The following is a 20,438-nucleotide window of genomic DNA, read 5'->3' on the forward strand; positions in this document are numbered from 1 at the left end:
AACGGACTTCCTCAGTTCCAAACCTTCTCCTTATTAATACTTTCTAATTTTAGCAGATTATTGATTCTGTACTCTCAGCTACATGTTCCCTTGATTCTTGCTGGAGCAAGTCGAGGAACTGCCGGGCTTTGACGCCTACGAGCTCAACTGAGGATCAAGCCAACGCGTTGGTTAAAGCTACGGTTCCATGGCCGCTGCGCCCGATACCGCAGGCCGTCACGCGGTAGGCAGGGTGTTCGTTGGCTGCACCTCTGGATCTGCAGCCAGGTCCGCCAAGGGTTTTGCATGGACAAGCGGCTCCCTTGACGGACCCGGCCACGGGATGCGAGAGCCTCCCAGCCAACAGGAGCCAGACTCCAGGCAGCGATTGCTGACCTCGGCGAATGACTGGTTGGATGGACTACAGCCTCGTCAGCCTGGCCGGGGCCGTCTGCGCCTTTCTGAACACCCTGGCCTCCAGCGGGTCTGCGGTGAGCCTGCCGATGCTGATCTCCCTGGGCATGGATCCGGAGATGGCCAACGCCACCAACCGCCTGCCGGTGATCGTGGGCTGCACCACGGCCGTTGCCACCTTCGCGCAAGCCGGTGCCCTGCCCTGGCGGATGGCCCTGCGGGTGGCCGGCCCGGCGACGCTCGGCAGTGTGGCTGGTGCCTTGCTGGCCGATGCGATACCGGCGCGGAATCTGGGGCTGGCGATCACGGCTGCCGTACTGGTGGCCCTGATCCTGCTGTTCACCAAACTGAAGGCCGCCCTGAACCAGCCGCCCCAGGAATCGGCCCGGTTCAGTCTCAAGGAAGCGCTGATCTTCTTCGGCATCGGCACCTGGGTGGGGTTCATCGTGCTCGACGGCGCCACTTACCTTCTCCTGGCTCTCGTGCTGGTGGTGCGCCTCCCCCTCACGGCGGCCAACGCCGTCAAGAACCTGGTACTGATTCCAACCACCCTGGTGTCTCTGCTGGTGTTTGCCCGCGATGGCCATGTGGCCTGGCTGCCCGGCGGCGCCATGGCATTCGGCAGCATCGGCGGCGGCATGCTGGCTGCTCGCCTCGCCCTGTTGCCGGCCGCCCGGGTCTGGGTGTTTCGCCTGTTGGTGGTGGTGATCGCGGGGGAACTGATCCAGATCAGCCAGCACTTCCTGCACCGCCCTGCCTGAAGCCTGGTCGTCTAGCTCTGCAGCGCGCCCAGGTTGATGCTCCCGCCCGTGGCGCGGGTTGGTACCGAGCAGCTCAAGGGGCAAGCCATCCTGGGCTGCTCCAGCTGGGTGTTTGGCTTCTGAGCAACCGGCACAACGCAAGGTCGATTGAGGTGAAGTGGCACTGCAGAGGCCGCCGTCCGTGACGTTGTTGAGTGAGCGAGAAGCACCGCTCACCGAGAGGCCAGTGGCTGGACGGCCTTGTTGCCGGCAGTCATCATGGCGCCATCAGCCATCCCGGAGTTCCTCTCCTTGCTGGCTTTGATCCCTTGCGGGGCGTTGACGTTCAAGCAGTTGCTGCTCAAGGGTGGCGATGCGCTCGCGCAGAGCCCGTTCCCGCTCCTCCACGTCTGTTGCCGTGAAGCGGGGCGTGATGAATTGGGGGCAGTTCCAGTCGAAGGCCACCACCTTGAGGCGAAACAGGCGCTCCACTGCACCGGCCTCAGCATCCTGCGGCCGCAGCCACGTCGCCTGGTTTGGCGCTGGATTCACGTGAAGCGGAACCTCTTCAGCCTCAGCATCGATTTTGAGCCGTCGCCTGGCGCGGTAATGCATCAGGAACAGGGCCACCCGTGGATCGGCTCGCACATGACCGGTGGAGAGCAGTTGCCTGTTGCCGGCGTAATCGGCAAATCCCAGGGTGCGCTCATCAATCACCCGCAGGAAGCCCACCGGCCCACCTCGGTGCTGGATATAGGGGGCGCCTGATTCGGTGAGGCTGGCGAGATAGAAACTGTCGCGGGCACTGATGAAAGCGACCTCCCGTGCCCCCAGCCGATCCGGTTGCGGTGCCATCGGGCCAGCCTGGCTCTGCCCGTAGGCCTGGAACTGCGCCGCAGCCACCGCGGGAGTGAGATGGCGATGCAGGTAGTGCTCGGTCATGGCTACAGGCTCAGCTCTGCATCAAGGCCCGCGATCGGGGCGTAGCCCGGCAGCGCCTGAATCCGCCGGATCCAGGCCAGGACATCGGGATAGGGCGTGAGACCGATCCCCCCCTCTCCTGCCAAAGCGATGTAGGGGAACACAGCGATGTCCGCGATCGTCGGCCGTTCCAGCTCCAGCCACTGGCGATCGCTCAGGTGCCGGTCGAGTTGTCCGAGGATGAAGCTGGACTTCTCCCGGGCGCGCTCGATCGAAAGGCTTTTCACCCCGAAGCGGTGAAACAGGCGGGCGTTTTCTGGGCCTTGCCGTACCTCACCGGCGGCCGTGGAGAGCCAGCGCACCACCTTGGCCTGCTCGTAAGGGTCGACGGGAAGCCACTGACCATCCCCTTGTCGGACTGCCAGGTAGTAAAGGATCGCCTGGGCGTCGGAAAGGACGCTGGCCCCCTCTTCCAGAACGGGTACCTGGCCGAAGGGGTTGAGCGCCAGGAAGGGCGGCTGCTTGTGTTCTCCCTTCATCAGATCGACACGCACCCACTCGTAGGGCACGCCAAGAAGGTCGAGCAGGAGGCGCACCTTGGCGCTGTTGCCGGAGAGTTCATGGCCGTGGAGACGAAGCATGGTGAAGTGAGCAGTGGGGTGGAGGCGCGCGCAGAAGCAGGGGAGAGGCAAGGCCCCGGAACAGAACCGAAACCCGGTCCACCGGAAGTAGACCGACCTGTCTGAACACCAGAAAGTTAGCAGACTGTTCTGTCTATCGCCTAGGGTTGGCTCAGATCGTGACCGCCATGGCTGAGAGGGCCGCCAGCACCAAGCCAGCACCAGACAGAACCCGTACGGCCAGGGCCTCGGCCAAGCGCGAAGACCTGTTGAACACGGCCCAGGAGCTGTTTGCCCGCCAGGGCTACCGGGCCGTGGGGATCGACACGCTGCTCGCCGAAGCTGGCGTAGCCAAGATGACCCTGTACAAGCAGTTCGGCTCGAAGGAAGAGCTGATCGCCGCCGTGCTCGAGCGCCTGGCCGGCCAGATCACCAGCAGCCTCACCACCCGCCTCACGCAGGCACAGGGGGGAAGCCATGGCCGGGTTCTGGCGGTGTTCGACTGGCTGGCCGATTGGGTCCGCTCACCCACCTTCCACGGCTGCCTGTTCATCAAAGCGGCCAGCGAATACCCCGACGCAGGTGATCGTCCACGCCAGGCCGCGGAAGCCTTCAAGGCCGGCTGCCGGGAGCTGCTGACAGGGCAATGCCGCGACCTGGGCGTCGCTGATCCAGAGCGCCTCGCCTCACACCTTCACCTCTTACTGGAGGGTGCCCTGGTGCTGTGCTTCCTGGAGCGCGATTCCAGAGCTGCCATCCACGCCAGGGAAGCGGCCGCGGTTCTCCTCAACGCCGCTTGAGAGCAAGCCTGCCCCTTCAAGCCTGGAACACCGGGGTGGTGGATCCGACCAGACCGTACGCCCCCAGCAACACCCCAGAGTGGTTGGCAGGGAAGGAGTTTCGGGGAGCGATGCTGGTGGCAAATGAATTCCTGAACCTGCGGAGCTTGGCGGTGGCCCGGGCAGAGGGGATTCGGCCACAGCCCGGGGTTCCTGGTGCTGGTGACAGGGCTGAACTTCGCCCAGAGGTCGGCCGGGCCCATGCGGCGCCTGGGCCATCGCGGCGTGCCCTGGAGGCCCTGCTGCCGCCCCTGCAGCGGCTGTTCGCTGGCTCGGCTGGGGAGGGAACAGTGTGCTGATGAGCGTCCTGACCACGGCGGCGGCAAGCCTGCTCGCTGTGGCGATGATGGCCCCTTTGGCGCCCGCCATGGCGAACCAGGCCAGCCCCGCGGGGTCCACACAGCCGCTCCCGTCCTGGCGGGACGGTGCCACCCGATCGCGAATCCTGGCCTTCGTCGCCAGCGTCAGCCAGCCGGGGGGAGAGAGCTATTTGCCACCCGAGGAGCGCATCGCCGTCTTCGACAACGACGGCACGCTTTGGCCTGAGCAGCCGATGTACGTGCAGCTGGCCTTCGCGATCGAGCGGGCCCGCGCCCTGGTGGCCCAACAGCCCGGGCTCGCCACCAACCCGGTCATCGCCGCCGCAACCGCTACCGGCAACGGGGAGGCCGTGCTCCCCATGGGCATCAAGGGCCTGCTGGAACTCGTGGGGATCACCCATGCCGGCATGAGCACGGAGGCGTTCCGCCATCAGGTGCGCGCGTGGCTGGACAGCGCCTGCCACCCGACCCTGCAGCGGCCTTACACCGACCTCACCTACCAGCCGATGCAGGAGCTGCTGCAGCACCTGCGTGCCAATGGATTCCGCACCTACATCGTGTCGGCCGGCGGCGTGGAGTTCATGCGGGTGTTCGCCGAGCAGGTCTACGGCATCCCTCCGGAGCAGGTGATCGGCTCCAGCGTCGTCACCACCTATGCCCGCGAGGGCGGTTTGCCGGTGATCCAGCGCCAGAGCAAGATGCAGACCATCGCCGATCGGGCCATGAAGCCGGTCCTGATCGAGCAACTGATTGGCCGCAGGCCGGTCGCCGCTTTCGGCAACTCCGACGGCGATCTGGAGATGCTCGAGTGGGTCACCAGCCAGCCGGGGCAACGGCTGGGAGTGATCGTTCACCACGACGACGCCGAGCGGGAGGTGGCCTACGACCGGGAGTCGGCCTTCGGCCGTCTCGATCGGGCCTTGAACGAGGCGCCCCGGCGGGGCTGGACGGTGGTGAGCATGCGCAACGACTGGGCCAGCGTGTTCGCGGCCCCACCAGCGGCAACGGGGTCAGGAGGGGGAGTGGTCGAGCGCTGTGCCGTGCCCCCCGCGAGCCAACCCGCGCCGGCTGGAGAGCGTGGCACTGGGAAGCTCTCCGAACAGCCGGCGGTAATCCCGGGCGAAATGCCCCGCATTGAGGAAGCCCCAGGAGGCCGCCAGCCCTGAGATCGTTGCGCTGCCCGGCTGGGCCTCCAGCAGCCCGCGGCGCACACCATGCAGCCGCTGCAGCTTGAAGTAAGCCATCGGGCCCATGCCCAGGTGCTCCCGGAACCCCTGGATCAGGGTGCGTCGCCCCACATACATCTCACGGCAGAGCGCCTCCAGGCTGATCGGCTCGAGCGGATGCTCCTCCGTCCAGCGCTGCACTTGCTTGACAAGTTCGATCCGCGCCGGCGGGCGGTCGGGCCAGCCCTGTTGCCTGAGGCCCTGCTCCAGAGCGTCAACGAGCAGTGGGAGGAGACCCTCTGCACTTCCTTCAGGTTCTGACGGCGCTGGAACAGAGGGTGTCTTCGAATGGAGGGGCAGCAGATTGAGCAACCAGCGCTGGAGCGGCGTTCGGCTGGCGGCGTCAATGGGCAACACATTGAAGCGGAAGGGCGCCGATCCCAGATCGAGGCTCCCCTTGCCGCTGCTCCAACGCGTCAGCGTGCCGGGGTTGACCATCACCACGGCCAGATCCATCCGCTCAGGCGTGGAGAGATGGACGTCCGCCTGGGGATCCAGTCCGAACAACGCATCGGCGCCGACGGCGGTGCCGTGGGCCCGCAGGGGCGGCGCGTTGCGGTCGGACACCAGGTTCAGTGCCATCAGCCGTTGGTCGCGTGGCTTGCCGCCAGCCACGTGCAGACAACGGTTGACCTGAAGCCGCAGCAACCGCAGCGGCCCGAGCTGGCGGGTGACCAGGCGGCCGCTGAGGTTGCCGTTGGAGAGCTGGAGCAGGCGCAGATCCAGGCCCACCGCTCGCAGCTGGGTTTCGAGCTCTTCAACAGCCTCGAACCTGTGGAGCGGAGCCATCGAAGCCTGCACTTTTTGAGTGGCCCCACCCTGCCATGGGCAGCAGGTTGTAGCTGAGTTCATCAGCGTGCCGGGGCTGCATCCTTCTCCAGCCCCTGCCCGCCCCCTCACCCCCAGCCTCCACCTGCCATGCCCAACGGACAACCCAACATCCTGATCCTCTGGGGCGATGACATCGGCCAGAGCAACCTCAGTTGCTACAGCGATGGGCTGATGGGTTATCAGACCCCCAACATCGACCGTGTCGCCAAGGAGGGCGGGCGCTTCATCCACTACTACGCCGAGCAGAGCTGCACCGCAGGGCGGGCCGCCTTCATCTCCGGCCAGAGCGTGTTCCGCACCGGCCTGAGCAAGGTGGGCCTACCGGGCGCCGAACAGGGCTATCGCGCCGAGGACCCCACCATCGCCGAACTGCTCCAGCCCCTGGGCTACCGCACCGGCCAGTTCGGCAAGAACCACTTCGGCGACCGGGATGAGCATCTGCCGACGATGCACGGCTTCGATGAGTTCTTCGGCAACCTTTACCACCTCAATGCTGAGGAAGAACCGGAGCTGCGCGATTATCCAAAGCCGGAAGACTTCCCCGATTTCCAGAAGAACTTCGGCCCCCGCGGTGTGTTGCACTGCTGGGCCAACGGTGATGGCACCCAGCGCATCGAGAACACCGGGCCGCTTACCAAGAAGCGGATGGAGAACTGCGACGAGGAGTTCATGGCCGAAGCCAAGCGTTTCATCCGTGAGGCGGTGGCCTCCGGTGAACCGTTCTTCGTCTGGTTCAACACCACTCACATGCACTTCCGCACCCACGCACGGCCCCAGGATCTGGGCCAGTCAGGGCGGTGGCAATCGGAATACCACGACGTGATGATCTATCACGACAACTGCATCGGCGAGATGCTCGACCTGCTCGATGAGCTGGGCATCGCCGATGACACGATCGTGATGTACAGCACCGACAACGGGCCCCACATGAACAGCTGGCCCGATGCCGGCATGACCCCGTTCCGCAACGAGAAGAACTCCAACTGGGAGGGTGCGTACCGGGTGCCCGCCCTGGTGCGCTGGCCCGGCAAAATCGCCCCCGGCACCCTGTTCACCGGCATCGTCAGCCACCTCGACTGGCTACCCACTCTGGTAGCAGCGGCAGGGGAACCGGAGATCAAGCAGAAGCTGCTCACAGGCCATCAGGTGGGATCGAAAACCTTCAAGATCCACCTGGACGGCTACAACATGCTCGACTACTGGACGGGCCAGAGCGATAAGAGCCCCCGGGTTGAGTTCTTCTACTTCTCCGACGACGGCGACCTCACAGGCTTGCGCTACGACAACTGGAAGTTTGTGTTCATGGAGCAACGCCAGCCTGGCACCTGCCAGATCTGGGCAGAGCCGTTCGTTGTCCTGCGCCTGCCGAAGATCTTCAACCTGCTCACCGATCCCTATGAGCGGGCCGACATCACCTCCAACACCTACTGGGACTGGATGCTGGACCATGCCTTTGCGCTGGTGCCCGCCCAGGTGATCGTCGGGCGGTTCCTGGCCACCTTCCAGGCCTATCCGCCCCGCCAGAAGGCGGCGAGCTTCTCACTGGAGGAGGTGATCGCGAAGATGACCTCCGCAGCGAGCGGCGGCCACTGAACAACGCAGCGTTCCGCGGAGTCGCCATGGCCTCGAACCGTTCCCTTGCCCCGGCTCTCCGGCCGGGGCGACCGCCGGCGCGAGACATGGCCTGGATCCCCGCGGGCACGTTCCTGATGGGCTCCAACCACCACTACCCGGAGGAGGCTCCGGCCCACCGGGTGGCGCTGGAGGGCTTCTGGATCGACCGTGCCCCGGTCACCAACGCCCAGTTCCTCAAGTTCGTGAAGGCCACGGGCCACCGCACCCTGGCCGAGCGGCCGGCCGATCCGGCCCTCTACCCCGAGGCGCCACCAGAGCGGCTGGCACCCGCCTCGATCGTGTTCGTGCCCCCGCCCGGCCCGTTGGGAACGGACGATCCCTACCGCTGGTGGCAGTACATCCCCGGCGCCGACTGGCGTCACCCGGAGGGCCCCGGCAGCTCAATCAGGAACCGCCCGCAGCATCCGGTGGTGCACGTGGCCCATGAGGATGCGACCGCCTATGCCGCCTGGTGCGGCAAGCAGCTGCCGAGCGAAGCGGAATGGGAGCGGGCCGCCTGGGGCGGCCGTGAAGGCTGCGAGTTCGCCTGGGGGGATGCGCTGCACCCGGAGGGCCGCCCGGTGGCGAACACTTTCCAGGGCGACTTCCCCCACCACAACAGCCTGCTCGACGGCTATGCCGGCACCTCGCCGGTGGGCGCCTTTCCTGCCAACGGCTTCGGGCTGCTCGATTGCATCGGCAACGTGTGGGAGTGGACCGATAGCTGGTACGGCCCCCACCCGCACCAAGCCGATGGGGCGTTACCGGCTGAGGGGAGCAGCGGCTGCTGCGCCGAAGCGGCTGCCGCCCGTGAGGCCAGCATCGATCCCACCAGCCAGCACGGAACGATGCCCCGCAAGGTGGTGAAGGGCGGCTCGTTTCTGTGCGCCCCCAGCTATTGCCGTCGCTACCGGCCGGCGGCGCGCATGGCCCAGGGCATTGACACCTCCACCGGCCACATGGGCTTTCGCTGCATCGTGCGGCCCTGAAGCCATGGCGCCACCATCCCTTTCAGTCAGCTGATTTCCACCCCTTGGCTGACGCCTGCCGCAAGGTGATCACTCCTCCGATGACACTGCCCAAACGATCCACCTGGCTGACCCGTCAGCAGCTCCGCCGCGAGTCACCGTTCTTCCTGCTGCTGGATCGCTCCTTCAGATTCAGGCTGTTGATGGCAGCAACCCTGTCCTTTGTGTTGCTGTCCGTCGTCAATCGTTTCGACAACTGCCATGGAGCCGAACCCAGCGAGAACTGCCTGACCAGCAATTTCCTGGACGTCATCAGCATTGACAATGTGGAGTCGTTCAGCATCGTTACAGCGGGTCTTGTTTACATCCTGGAGGCGGGTCGTCGCAAGGAGAGAGAACATCACGAGCAACTCTCGCTGTTGTTGGCGCAGCAAGAGGCTGGCATCAGATTCAGCCTGGCACGCATCCGCGCCCTTGAAGATCTGTGCTCTGATGGCATCTGGCAGGACGATTTCGATCTGCAGGCCACGAATCTGGAGGGGATCAAGATTCCGTTCAGCCGTTGGCGAGGCGGCAACTTCAGCGCAACGGTGTTGCGCAAGGCGAATCTCCAGGGTTCGGATCTGCAAGGGGCCAACTTCACGGAGGCCGATCTCAGCGAGGCCAATCTGGCCGGGGCGGACCTCAGCCAGGCCAACTTCACCCGCGCCATCCTCACCAAGGCCGATCTCCGCGGCGCCATCCTCACCGGCGCTGTGTTCCAGGAGGCCGATCTCACTGGAACCAGCCTGGATCCGAGCGGTTGAACCTCAGTCACTTGCCTCTGAATCGCTCAGTTTCCATCCAGCTAGCTCGATTTCTCTCCATCCAGCCAGCTCCATCTGTTTCTCCTGCCATCTGATGCCATGGGCCAGCCCTCCCTGTTGATCGTCAGCGCCGCCCTGTTCACGATCATGTTCGCTCTGGGAGTGGGTCTGACTGGAGAGGCGATCGTTCGCCTGAGCCGAAGACCCGCCCTGGTGATCCGGGTATTGATCGGCTCCTGTGTGCTGGTGCCCCTGGTCGCCCTGCTGCTGATGAAGCTGCCGCTGAGCTTGGCCCTGACCCAACCGGCCCGCATCGGCATCGCCCTGATGGCGGCCTCCCCAAGCGCTCCGCTCACCCTGCGCAAGGCGGGCAAGGTCGGCGGCGACCGTGAGCTGGCCGCTGTCCTGCAGGCCTGTGTGGCCGTGGCGGCGATCGTGTCGATTCCGCTGATCGCCGATCTGTACCAGTCCTCCTTCGGGGTATCCGGCTGGGACATCACGGCGAGGACGGTAGCCCTACAGGTGGGCAAGACCCAGGTGCTGCCCCTGCTGGCGGGCCTGACGCTGAGGCGCTGGCGACCTGGCTTGGCAGAGCGGCTCTCCGGTCCTCTCGACAAGCTGGCCAATGGCCTGCTGCTGCTGCTGATCGTGCTGGTGCTGGTCAAGTCGTTGCCCCTGCTGGTCGCGTTCGTGGGCGCCAACCTGCTGGCTCTGCCCTTCATGGCGGTGATGGTGCTGGCGTCCCTGACCATCGGCTACGGGATCGCTGGCCCTGAGCCCCGGGAACGCGTCACGATCGCCCTGGTCACCTCCATGCGGAACCCGGGCCTGGCCCTGCTGTTCGCGACGACCTACGGCAGCGACATTCCCGGCCTGAAACTCGCGGTGCTGGCCTACCTCGTGGTCACCGTGCTGCTGTCGATTCCCTTTCTGCGCTGGCAACGCCAGAGGCAGTCGGTGCCCTTCGCCGCCCTGTAGATGCCCTGGCTTGAATCCTCCGAGGCCCTGCTGCAGGGTCTGGCGACTGTCGTTCGCCTCAGCCTGGAAGCCCTGTCGGTGCTCTGTGTGGTGGCCGGCATGATCGCCACCTTTCGCCTGGCCCTGCCGTTCCTGCCCGTGCTGACCCATCGCGGGCGCCGCCCCCCCAGCGCGGTTCGCCTCTGTTTCGGCAGCTGGCTATCGATGGCGCTGGAGTTTCAGCTTGGTGCCGACATCGTCGCCACCACCACAGCTCCCACGGACAGCAACCTGATCCAACTGGCGACGGTGGCCGTGATCCGCACCTTCCTCAATGTGTTCCTCGCCAAGGAACTGGAGGCTGAACGGCGGCTGGAGCAAGACCAGCCGCAGCCGCCTGGATCCTGATCACACCATCCTCGCCATCTGACACCCCATGAACCTCACCAATGAACTGGCCAAGGAGCGCAACCGGGAGGCGGCGGAGCGCACGCTGATGGCCTGGATCCGCACCTGCCTGTCGCTGATCAGCTTCGGCTTCGGTCTCGACAAGATCATCGGAGCGATCGAGGCCAGCCGCTTTGAGGGCAGCTCCCATGCCCATCTCAGCGTGCGCTTGATCTCGATCGGGTTTGTGGTCACGGGGATCGTGGCCATGGCAGCGGCCACGCGTCAGCACCGCAGGGTGGTGCGGCGCTTGAAGCATGACGATTTCATTTACATCGAAAAGGCCTCGATCGCCACGGCGACGGCCCTGGCCCTCACCCTGATCGGCCTGCTGGCCCTGGTGCTGCTGATCGCCGGCGGATTGGGTGGCCGATGAGCGCAACCCGCCGCAACGGCCACAGCCTCCGCCCCTTCGAATCGCGCCTCCCGTCGATACCGGCCAGGCCCCTTGTGGGATGCTCGGCGTGTTCAAAGCCTTCTGACACCGGCCTCGAACAAGTGATGTCACTCCCTTCCCTTCAGCCGATGGTCTGGTGCCTGCCTCGCTCTCACGCTGGTCGTTCAGCGCTTCCGCTCCAGCGGATCAGCGCTGTGTGGCTGATCGCTGCTCTGGGTGGCGCCCTCGAGGCCTCTGTGGCGAAAGCTGCTGAGCCGGCTACGGCGGCCTCCAGCTTGATGGGGCCGATCCTGAGGGCATCCGTTCAGGCCGAAGCAGCTCAGGGTGATACGGGTCTGAGTGAGACGGCCCAGCTTGAACCAGGCTCCGTTGACCCGGCGGCCAGCGAAGGCGCACCATCGCCGTGGGCCGGCAGTGTGGAGCTCTATGGATTCGCGCCGCTGCGCACCACCGGGTCCACCACCGTCAAAGGCTTCGACACCGAACTGGATCTCAACCTCGGCCAGGTGCTGAAGGCGCTCACCGGCGTGGCCTCCATCCGCGGCAGTGTGGAGTACGGCCGCATCGGCCTCCTCACCGACATCAGCTACGTCTCCGTCGCCGGGGAAGAAGGCAGGCTGCAGGACATCACAACACGCTCGATTGAAGGCCCGCTCGGCCGCCGCAGCCTCACCCTCACCCCTGACAGCCAACGCAGCGTCGCTGCCAGCATCAGCAACATTCAAGGCCTCTACGACCTGGCCCTGCGCTATCGCTTCGGCGATCGGGAATCAGCCGTGGCCCGCGCCGGCAGCTTCGCTGTCATCCCCTACGCGGGCGTGCGGTTCGTGAACATGCAGTACAACCTGGCCGTGCAGAGCAGCGGTCCCGGCCGAACCCTCACCTTCAGAGGGCCGCGCCTGGAGGGATCCAGAACCCTTGAGGGCTTGAACCTTCAACCACAACAGTCGTTCGGGAGCACTGTGGCTCAGCCCCTGCTGGGCACCCAGGCCATGCTGTTTCTCTCCCCGCGCCTCAGGCTGTTCGCCCGCGCCGACATCGGCGGATTCGGGCTGAACAACGCCGATGATTACTCCTGGAACACGCAGCTGGGGGTGGGCTATGCCATCGGCAACTCCACCCAGCTCAACATCTCCTGGCGGTATCTGCACCTGGGGGGAAGTAATGGAGAGGATCCCGAAAATGCCTTCAACATCAATCAAAATGGCGTCGAAGCCGGTGTGAAGTTCTTCTTCTGATCGAGCAGCTACTGGGGGAGGAGGCCACTCTGCAGCTGCCTGCTCAGCAGCAGGCATGAACAACCTGGTGGGGAAACGCAGCTAGGGGCGAACGCACCTGGAGATCCTCCAGCAGTGGAGAGCGGCCTGCCTACCCACCAGCTCTCAGAAAACTGGAGGCGGGCATGGTCTGACTGTGCTGAGCCGGTACGCGCAGCTGAGTCATTGGGCTTCAAACCCCTTGCTACCACTGATGGTCAGCAAAGCTGCAAGGTCAGCCGACCGCCGTAGCTGTTCGCCCAAAACCTCACCACATCAGGTGATGCATCCCAGAGTCAAAGTTCCTAGGGTGGAATTACTTCGAGATAGGGGCCCAATGGCCACCTGCGACCTACCGACCACCTCTGCCACTGCTCCGAACGAAGACGCCCTGCATCAACTCAAGACGCTATTGCAACAAGATCAAAGCTTTGCCAATGCGCTGTCTGGGAACACCACCACAGAGGAAGCGGCCCATCTAGCCTTTGAGCACGGGATTTCTGTCACTCCTGAGGCCATCTGGCGTCAGCGTGGCACCCTGTTAGAGGGAGGAATTCCGACTTGGCGTGGCTGATTGAGCCCCCCCTAACTCTTGCGACACAAGCTGGGGACACGCTGATCAGTCCTCTTGGACTGAAGGAAGACGTTGACCTCAGCTCATGTCGCCACCTTCGATCGAATCGAGTTCTGTCGGCAGAGTGATATCAGCGTGGGCGAGCCCCTCGGGCTGGTGGGTATAAGTGATAGCTTCCGCATAACCCTAGCCCAGCATGTAAGTAGGTCATGGGAATCTTTGATCTCATCTGGCGTGAGGTTGGCAGCGACTTCCCCGGCAGGACTATCGACCTAATCGGGCAATGCCAGAATTAGTCAACTTGACCAGGGTCTTTGATCGCCTAGAGATGAAGAAGCCGCCCGAAGGCTTTCCCCTGGTTGCTCAAGACGCAATCAAGACTCTGACCCATAGCACATGTGGCCCTCAGAGCAATACGCTCAGCCCTCTAGAACCAGCATGGTGCAACGGAAGGCAACCGATGTGATCAAGCTCGCTTGACCTCGGCTATGAGTTTGATCATCAACATCGTCAACCCGTCAGTGAAGACTCAGTACTATTCCGCCTCCAGCCTGGATGGCTTCATTGCCACCAAGGACAACTCCCTGGACTGGCTGCTTCAGTTCGGAGAAGCCGAAGGCACAGGCTACGAAGATTTCCTTGCTGAGGTTGGTGCGATCACGATGGGGTCATCCACCTATGAGTGGCTGTTGGATCATCACATCAAAGCGGGAACACCAGAAGAAAAGTCCTGGCCTTATCAACAGCCCACGTGGGTCTTCTCGAGCCGCAAGCTACCCGCCGTGCGGGATGCCGATCTGCGCTTCGTGTCTGGCACTGTCTCTCACGTGCACGAACAGATGGTGGCCACAGCTGCGGGGAAGAACATCTGGGTTGCCGGAGGCGGCGAGTTGGCCGCGCAGTTCTTCGATGCTGGCCTGCTTGATGAACTGATCATTCAGGTGGCCTCGGTGACCCTGGGGCAGGGCTCGCCGCTCCTACCGCGGCAGATCGCCTTCCCACCCCTGAGGCTCACCTCGGCGCGGGCCTTGGGCGAGGCCTTTGCTGAGCTCCACTATGAGGTGCCGCGGCAACTTCAGGTGTCCAGCCCCGCCTAGATGATGAAGATGCAGCGTTATCTCGTGACATCGCAAAGGGGAGTGGCTTTGTGATTGAGCTCACGAGAAGAAGCCCTTGGGCCAGAACGATCAGGGTGGCCAGCACGTTGGCACTGACATGCAACCGGCGCCAGCGCAGGTGGTTGTGGATCTCAGGGCGGCAGGCCACAGAGAACAGCGTCAGGCCCACGAGCCCCATGCCCAGCAAGGGCAACGGCCAGGACCGATTGAAGCAACCAGAGGCAGTCGAGGGCCTGAATGGCTCAGGGCTTCAGGGGTGCCCAGGCCATTGTGGCGTTGAAGGCCTCGCACCAGATCAGCAGCGACCCCTGCTGGCTGAGGTCGATGGAGGAGGGGATCACATAGCTCTGGGCGCCGGAGGCGGATTTAAGCGGGGCGAGGATTGTGTAGCTGCCGGCTTTGAGCGGAAAGCTGGGGGCCTTGGTGCTTGCCAATGGGGTTGCTGATGGGCTGAAGACCACTTTCAGGTCGGGGGCTGTCTCCTTGGTCTTGAAGTCGCTGCTTATCACAAGCAACTGCTTGCCGGCTTTCTTGATGATGGTGAAGCTGCCAGTAACAGGAGCTTCGGCCATGCGGAAGCTCTGCATGGCCATGGGAGTTGCCTGGGCGATCACCATGGAGGCAGGGCCCTGCAAGGTTTCGGCTTGCCCAGGAGCCGCGGAGCTGCCGAGCAGTGCCAGGACCAGGGCACCGATCAGAGTTGTCTTCAGAGCCGTCATGACGAATGCAGACCGAGTGGGAAGCTAAGGCCATGAACCGATGCGGCATGGACCTCAGACTCCTCATGTACCGATGAGCGTTCCGAGCGGATTGGAACTGAAGGATCTGGATTGGCGGCGCGTTCTGCCACTCAGCCTGTACGTGCTGCTCAAAGGGCTGGATGCCACAGTTCTCAAAGCCCTGCAGACCTATGGCACCACCCACCCGGTGCATGGGGAAAACCCGATCAGCTTCTGCAACGTTTTCTTCGTGGCTCAGCTGGTGATCGGACTGACCTTCCTGATGCCGAACCCTGGGGCCATCCGACCTGCTCTTGCGCAACTGAACCCGACGGACCGATGGTTGCTGATCATCGATGCTGGCCTGGGTCTGTTCATCGGCCCGATCGCTTACTACTTCACCCTCGAATCCCTGTCGGTGATCAGCCTGACCCTGTTATTCGCCCTCGTGTTGCCAGTCTCAGCCCTTCTGGCTCGCCAGTTCCTTGCAGAAAGCCTGCCTCGCCGCTTCTGGCTCAGTCTGAGCCTGATCGCCATCGGCCTGATGCTGCCAGGGGCGGCCATGATGAAGGCGGCGGGACAGGGTGATCAACTGATCGGTTACGGCTGGGCTTTGGTGGGAGTGCTGGCCTTCGGTTCCACCGCCGTGACCGGTCGCAGCATCGCCACGCGGCATTGGCCTGCCGTGGTCACGATCGGGATCCCCTCAACGATGTCAGCACTGCTGTTTGGCATCATCGCTCTGGTGCTCTTCGGTCCCGGGCACTTCCACCTGCTGAACGTGCGCTGGGTCGTCGGAGTGATCTTGATCTACGGCATCACTCTGTCCCTGGGTAGCACTGTGGCTCTGGGAATGGCCTATCGGCAATACAGTGTGGCGACCGTATCAATCTGGGGATCACTGACGATCGTGGTGGCCATCGTCAGCGCGTCTGTGCTGTTGGGAGAACCACTCGACTTGGCCACAGTGTCAAGAGTGATCTTCCTGCTGGCCGGGATCATCACCAGCCACCGCTCCATTCGATCGGATCAGGTCGTTCAACAGTAGCTGTCCATTCATTCCGGGCCTGTGGCCTGCATGAAGGACAGACACGACACATTCCACAGCAGTGTCGTTCGGGAGGGTTCACACTCCCGAACTGCCATTCAAGCAACCCGAGCCAAAGATGATCACGACGAGTCGATGACGTTGATCGCTGAATCACTTCTGCAATTCGATCGGACCTGGCCGCCAGGTTTTGTTGAACCAGGGCTCCAACGGACCATAGAGGCGCAGAAGCGTGAACCAGCCCTTGCCAGGAATCGTCTGCACCCAGTTCTTCTCGAATCCAGCCGGTGGCTGTGGACCAAACCAGACATCGACAGAACCGTCGGCATTGGTTTTGATGCCCTTGTCCTGGCTGCTGACGCTCGGTGCTTTCTGGTCTGTCTGCAGCATGGAACGGGTCTGCGTGTCGTACACGATCACTGACCAGAAATCGGCAACGGGAGTGTTGGGCGGCAGGCGCAACCGATAGGTTTTGCCGCCATCGAAGCGATCGCCCTTGGAATCCAACGCGGCCCAGGGATACTGGGAGCCCTTGCCGACAATCTTTTCTTCCATGGCCGGCGTCACACCGGTGGCGAAGTAGTAATAGAAAATCGCACCATCAAGGTTGGCCACACCTGGGGATACTTCGAACCTGTATCCACCGAAGAAGGGCAACCGCCAGGAACTGTTGGGATAGAAATAGGCTTCCGGCTCGCGAATCTTGAGAGCCAGGGTTCGTGCCGTCACGGCACCGATGTTGGCGGCGTCGGCGAGGATGGCTTTCCAGCGCTCGTTGGGTTTGAAGGGCTTGCCTTTGACAATGCCGATCGAGGCGAACAGTCCCAACGTGGTGGGGTCAGCGCCGGTGGGAGGTTCCTCCTGAATCACCTGGTTGAGCAGCGCCCAGAAGGAGTAGTCGCCAGGGGCGACGAAATTGGCTGGCACGCCTGAGGCATTGGCAAACTTGATCGCCGGAGGGTTGGCAGCATCGGAGAGTTGGTAGATCTTCAGGTTCGCTTTCACCGACTCCACCCCTGGCTTGGTGGAACCATCCACCAGAAAGGAGCGGAAGAACAGCCAGTTGCCGAAGGTTTTGGGTTTGACCACGACATAACCTTGCGGGATGGCGCCCTGATACCCCGGTGGCAGGAACAGGTACTTGCCGCCCGCGCCCTTGTCGGCCCCCGTGATGCCGATGTCGGCCACCCAGCGATACCAGAAGTCATTGACAGCACCCAGCACCTTGGGAGGCACTTCGACCACCAAGGGCCCTTTCTTCGTGTCGAGCCAGATAAAGCTGTATACCGTGTTGTCGTTGGCCGTGAGTTCTATCGTTCTGGGATCCACCAGGTTCTCCCAGATCACGTTGGTGGTGTTCTCGGGGCCAAACTTGCGCAACGATTCACGCATACCGGCCTGATTCACAATCGGAATGGCCAGCAGGTAGGCCTGTAAAGCGCGGGAGCGATCCAGATTGTCGTAGATCTTCTCGATGGTATCTGGCTGCGGGAAACCATCGATAAGGTTCAACGGGCCGATCGACGTCTCCAACCGGTCAGGAGTGGCCACTCCAGGTGGTATTGGCGTGGTCATCTGGAAGGTCTGAGCCGATGCAGTGGTGGCCGCATTCGCAACAAGAGCGGCAACGGCAAGTCCCAGATAGTGTTGGCTTGATGACCTCATCTCGACGACTCCGTGCACTGGGAAAGGGAATGCCAGAAGCCTATCCCAACATCTTCTGGCAAAGGATGCGGCCAAACGGCGGGCATCACCAAACCGCAAGAACTGTGAGGATCCAGGCAGCCACCCTGCTACAGCTGCCTGGATGAATGGTCTTGCCATACCGTTTCATACTGGCATAGCTGCGTAAACTCAGACTTCTTGCCATCAAAAGAGTCGTAGAGGGCTCGATGCCTGGGAAGGCCGTACTCATCAGAACGCTTCTCATAGGTACGAACCCATTGGATCAGGTTGTCCAAGTTCTCATCTTGCTCCTTTCGGGAACGAAACTTGTCCGGCTCCCAAGGTCTCGAGCGGCAGTTGGCCACACATACATCTACCCCAGGATTCAGGAAGATCAGTTCATCGCAGTAGACCAATATAGGCTCAATAATGTCCGCATAGCAGCCTTCGATGATCCAGCTGGAATGCCGTAAAATCCAACACCTTACATCTTCGATACTATCTTGAAGTGGCCGTCTTTCAGTGCCGCCGAGGAACGCCACCTCATCCAGCGATAGTCGAGCGGCTGGTCGCTTCGCAAGCAACAGCCTCGACAAGGTAGTCTTCCCTGCTCCAGCGTTTCCCAGAAGGATCACTTTCATGGCGCTAACGCTCCATCGGGAGAACGATTGCCTTCACCTGGCCGCAGTGATCTCGGGCGTCGGCAAAGAGTGATGTGGAGGCGGGCGGGTGAGTGGCATTGTTTAACAGCCGTCTCTGCTTCAACAGCAGGACTGGCATGCAGTTGAAGCCCGAGTGCCGAACCAACCTTCAAGACAGTTCCACGTTCGGGATTACCGCTAGAGGAGAGCGCCGTATAGAGACTTTCGCGACCCAGTCCAGCTTCCCTTGCCATCTGTGTCATGCCTTTGGCACGAGCACTATCACCTAGAGAGGCTTTGCAATAGGCAGCCATGACTTCACAAATGCTGAGATGATTGGCCAGATTCCAGGCAGTGGCTGCGGTCTTCATCTGGGGCACAACCTCCCAGGGGCAGCATGGCCTCCAGGCCAAGGGCCCGGTGCTCCGCGCGGCTGAAAACGGTGTTCAGGTTAAGCCGGAGCTTGGTGAGCAACGCGGCGCCGCGGAGGTTGGCACCGCAGGCGTGGGCCTCAGCGCCGACAGCTGTCGTTGACCGTTGCGACAGGCTTGGGCCCCATCGGTGCGCTCCCGGGAAGCTCCGCCCCGCGCAAAACAGACACCACCGCGCCGAACAGTCCCGTGGTTGCCGCCAGTCGATAGGCCACAACTGCTGGGCCCCCAGAAAGGCACCCAGGGGCTGTCCGCTCAAGCACGCGCCATCGAGTGGCACCCGTTGGCCACACTGAGGTGCTCGGGTGGAATGGTGTTGAGGGTGGCGCTGTTGCTGGGCGGATGAAAGGGCACGCCGCCCACGCCCAGCAGCACCAGGGGCCACACGATGGCGGTGGTGGAGGCGTCAGGACCTAGCCAGGGCAGGCCGACCAGGCCGGTGCTGATGCTGATGCTGAGCATCCCGGCGTTGCTGAGAGTTCGCGCCCCCACCCGTTCGCCCAGGCTGCTGACCGTGAGACTCGTGGCGGGGAGGACCAGCGATCTTGTCCTCCCTGAAGACCCTCTGCATGATTCAGTGCAGCTCGGTTGTCCTGGCCCATGGCAGTGACTACCGGAATGCCGAATCATCAATGTCTGTTTTAACTGTTTGCAGGAGAACTTCTTCTAGGCTTTCGTTGAGGTGGGTTGGTCTCAGCCTGGCAAGCCGAGAGTTCCTGCAGTGCTGGTGATGGCTCTGGCAGGCGTATTGATGCAGAACAGGAATACACAGTGATTAGCTATAAGGTCTAGTTCTGAATCCAGAATTCCTGTTCAGCGACTTGTTGAGCGCCTATGGAGCAGGTTGGTGTGAATCCTCACCTGACCAAGGCCAGCCAGGATATCCGCCACATTCATGGGTTGCCTGTTATCAACCATCGCAGAAGAGGGATTGCCGGTATCGGAGTTCGCATGAGGCAATCGATAACGACTTGGCTGGCCAGGGAGGCCATTCCAATGATCTGACTGATGAAGATTCCTCAGCTGCATGATCAGCAGCCTGGGCTTGCAGAAGGAGCCCAAGGCGATTGAAGCCAGCAGCTTCGCACTGCTTCTTCGCCACTCCTGAACCGTCTAACAGCACAGCCCTACGGTTGCAAGTAACCTTTGCCCCGTCACCAGCACATACAAACAGCCCGTTGCAGCGACGTGTTAGCTTGCGCTCTTTGGCGATCGCCTATTGGAACACCATCTATCACCACACAGATATAGCTTTCTGTGATCACCATAGCGCGTCTAAGTCCTCATGTTTAGCAAATGGATTCTGCCTTCGCTCTTTAGCCAACCATGTCTCACGATTGTTCATTCGTGCGATCACCTCTGATCAAAACTATTCTGTTTATCTGCCTCAGCCTACTGAGCCTGTTCATTCTGGTGCTAACCACTGGCATGATTGCTATTTGCAGTTTCTTTATTGCCAACCCTGAGCTCTATCCCGGTGATATCAGCGATCGAGCGGCAACCTATCTTGGTTTTATGGCTGTCGGAGGCTGCTTATTGAAGTGGATCTTCGTTTGGCTGTTGGTTCGCTATCGCTGGATGGCTCGCTCAACAGGGAAGTGGTTCATCTACTGCAGCTGGGCGATCGCCTCTTTGAATGGGGTGTTGTTGCTCATTCCCTTAGTCGCCTGGAAGAGCGCATTCTAGCCGATGTAACGTGCTTAACTATAGCACTGGAGCGATCGCTGAGACACCAAAGCCGTGGGACTGGAGACTTAGGCGATCACCCTCACCGATACCGTTGAAGCTCCAGGCTCTTCAACTTCCCAACCCCTCGATAACCCTATTGCGAAAGCTGGCTTGAACGTGCCCCTGATTGGCCGGGAAGGAGCATACGGGGGCGTCAGCAGAGAGTTGGTGGTGGCCTG

At 62.3% G+C, this 20,438-nt stretch carries 21 protein-coding genes and 1 pseudogene; 14 read left to right on the forward strand and 8 right to left on the reverse strand.

Going from position 1 to position 20,438, the window contains the following annotated elements; translation table 11 throughout:
• Window positions 1-383 precede the first annotated feature (383 nt).
• Entirely contained in the window at window positions 384-1,154 is a 771-nt protein-coding gene (locus tag CJZ80_RS04835; protein ID WP_094510939.1) for a sulfite exporter TauE/SafE family protein, read from the forward strand.
• Between the two features lie 267 nt (window positions 1,155-1,421).
• Here the strand turns inward: CJZ80_RS04835 and CJZ80_RS04840 are convergent, their stop codons facing one another.
• On the reverse strand, window positions 1,422-2,075 hold the full coding sequence (locus tag CJZ80_RS04840; RefSeq protein WP_094510940.1) for a pyridoxamine 5'-phosphate oxidase family protein: 654 nt from the start codon (window positions 2,073-2,075) through the stop codon (window positions 1,422-1,424).
• Between the two features lie 2 nt (window positions 2,076-2,077).
• Window positions 2,078-2,695: a glutathione S-transferase family protein gene (locus tag CJZ80_RS04845; RefSeq protein WP_094510941.1), complete on the reverse strand. Its 618-nt coding sequence runs from the start codon at window positions 2,693-2,695 to the stop codon at window positions 2,078-2,080.
• A gap of 167 nt (window positions 2,696-2,862) precedes the next feature.
• Between CJZ80_RS04845 and CJZ80_RS04850 the strand changes: the two genes are divergently transcribed.
• Window positions 2,863-3,474: a TetR/AcrR family transcriptional regulator gene (locus CJZ80_RS04850; protein WP_094511070.1), complete on the forward strand. Its 612-nt coding sequence runs from the start codon at window positions 2,863-2,865 to the stop codon at window positions 3,472-3,474.
• 337 nt (window positions 3,475-3,811) lie between these two features.
• Window positions 3,812-4,999: an HAD family phosphatase gene (locus CJZ80_RS04860; protein WP_094511071.1), complete on the forward strand. Its 1,188-nt coding sequence runs from the start codon at window positions 3,812-3,814 to the stop codon at window positions 4,997-4,999.
• Here the strand turns inward: CJZ80_RS04860 and CJZ80_RS15905 are convergent.
• Window positions 4,967-5,911: pseudogene (locus CJZ80_RS15905) on the reverse strand (AraC family transcriptional regulator); the annotation flags it as partial. The gene CJZ80_RS04860 and the pseudogene CJZ80_RS15905 overlap by 33 nt on opposite strands.
• A 66-nt stretch (window positions 5,912-5,977) precedes the next feature.
• On the opposite strand from CJZ80_RS15905, the gene CJZ80_RS04870 reads away from it, so the two are divergent.
• From CJZ80_RS04870 to CJZ80_RS04905, 9 genes are all read left to right on the forward strand, one after another.
• Window positions 5,978-7,483: an arylsulfatase gene (locus CJZ80_RS04870; protein ID WP_094510944.1), complete on the forward strand. Its 1,506-nt coding sequence runs from the start codon at window positions 5,978-5,980 to the stop codon at window positions 7,481-7,483.
• Between the two features lie 86 nt (window positions 7,484-7,569).
• Window positions 7,570-8,493, forward strand: coding sequence for a formylglycine-generating enzyme family protein (locus CJZ80_RS04875; RefSeq protein WP_094510945.1), 924 nt, complete (start codon window positions 7,570-7,572; stop codon window positions 8,491-8,493).
• Between the two features lie 80 nt (window positions 8,494-8,573).
• Window positions 8,574-9,278: a pentapeptide repeat-containing protein gene (locus tag CJZ80_RS04880; protein ID WP_094511072.1), complete on the forward strand. Its 705-nt coding sequence runs from the start codon at window positions 8,574-8,576 to the stop codon at window positions 9,276-9,278.
• 99 nt (window positions 9,279-9,377) lie between these two features.
• Complete coding sequence (locus tag CJZ80_RS04885; RefSeq protein WP_094510946.1) at window positions 9,378-10,256, forward strand: bile acid:sodium symporter family protein; 879 nt, start codon at window positions 9,378-9,380, stop codon at window positions 10,254-10,256.
• A complete protein-coding gene (locus CJZ80_RS04890) occupies window positions 10,257-10,643 on the forward strand; it encodes a DUF1622 domain-containing protein (protein WP_094510947.1) in 387 nt (128 codons plus the stop codon).
• A gap of 28 nt (window positions 10,644-10,671) precedes the next feature.
• Window positions 10,672-11,058, forward strand: coding sequence for a YidH family protein (locus tag CJZ80_RS04895; protein ID WP_094510948.1), 387 nt, complete (start codon window positions 10,672-10,674; stop codon window positions 11,056-11,058).
• A gap of 125 nt (window positions 11,059-11,183) precedes the next feature.
• Window positions 11,184-12,317: a hypothetical protein gene (locus CJZ80_RS04900; protein ID WP_233132817.1), complete on the forward strand. Its 1,134-nt coding sequence runs from the start codon at window positions 11,184-11,186 to the stop codon at window positions 12,315-12,317.
• A gap of 355 nt (window positions 12,318-12,672) precedes the next feature.
• A complete protein-coding gene (locus tag CJZ80_RS14945; RefSeq protein ID WP_144036926.1) occupies window positions 12,673-12,909 on the forward strand; it encodes a hypothetical protein in 237 nt (78 codons plus the stop codon).
• Between the two features lie 488 nt (window positions 12,910-13,397).
• Window positions 13,398-14,006, forward strand: a complete 609-nt coding sequence (locus CJZ80_RS04905) for a dihydrofolate reductase family protein (protein WP_094510949.1) — start codon at window positions 13,398-13,400, stop codon at window positions 14,004-14,006.
• Between the two features lie 263 nt (window positions 14,007-14,269).
• Here CJZ80_RS04905 and CJZ80_RS04915 read toward each other — a convergent pair whose 3' ends face one another.
• Window positions 14,270-14,746 carry a DM13 domain-containing protein gene (locus CJZ80_RS04915; RefSeq protein WP_198948235.1) on the reverse strand — a complete coding sequence of 159 codons (477 nt, stop codon included), beginning with the start codon at window positions 14,744-14,746 and terminating at the stop codon, window positions 14,270-14,272.
• A gap of 142 nt (window positions 14,747-14,888) precedes the next feature.
• Here CJZ80_RS04915 and CJZ80_RS04920 point away from each other — a divergent pair, with 142 nt between their 5' ends.
• Entirely contained in the window at window positions 14,889-15,794 is a 906-nt protein-coding gene (locus CJZ80_RS04920; RefSeq protein WP_158217432.1) for a DMT family transporter, read from the forward strand.
• A 153-nt stretch (window positions 15,795-15,947) separates the two neighbouring features.
• Here CJZ80_RS04920 and CJZ80_RS04925 read toward each other — a convergent pair whose 3' ends face one another.
• The 4 genes from CJZ80_RS04925 to CJZ80_RS04940 form a co-directional block, all read right to left on the reverse strand.
• Window positions 15,948-17,345, reverse strand: coding sequence for a DUF1254 domain-containing protein (locus CJZ80_RS04925; RefSeq protein WP_198948236.1), 1,398 nt, complete (start codon window positions 17,343-17,345; stop codon window positions 15,948-15,950).
• Between the two features lie 242 nt (window positions 17,346-17,587).
• Window positions 17,588-18,100 (reverse strand): shikimate kinase, encoded by a 513-nt coding sequence (locus tag CJZ80_RS04930; RefSeq protein ID WP_094510952.1) that lies wholly within the window; start codon window positions 18,098-18,100, stop codon window positions 17,588-17,590.
• Entirely contained in the window at window positions 18,097-18,471 is a 375-nt protein-coding gene (locus tag CJZ80_RS04935; protein ID WP_094510953.1) for an addiction module antidote protein, read from the reverse strand. The genes CJZ80_RS04930 and CJZ80_RS04935 overlap by 4 nt, the downstream gene beginning before the upstream one ends.
• Window positions 18,472-18,786: 315 nt before the next feature.
• A complete protein-coding gene (locus CJZ80_RS04940; RefSeq protein ID WP_094510954.1) occupies window positions 18,787-18,993 on the reverse strand; it encodes a hypothetical protein in 207 nt (68 codons plus the stop codon).
• A gap of 864 nt (window positions 18,994-19,857) precedes the next feature.
• Between CJZ80_RS04940 and CJZ80_RS04945 the strand changes: the two genes are divergently transcribed.
• Window positions 19,858-20,217 carry a hypothetical protein gene (locus CJZ80_RS04945; RefSeq protein WP_144036928.1) on the forward strand — a complete coding sequence of 120 codons (360 nt, stop codon included), beginning with the start codon at window positions 19,858-19,860 and terminating at the stop codon, window positions 20,215-20,217.
• The last annotated feature ends 221 nt before the right edge of the window (window positions 20,218-20,438 follow it).

The organism is Synechococcus sp. MW101C3 (assembly GCF_002252635.1).
Lineage (GTDB): Bacteria > Cyanobacteriota > Cyanobacteriia > PCC-6307 > Cyanobiaceae > MW101C3.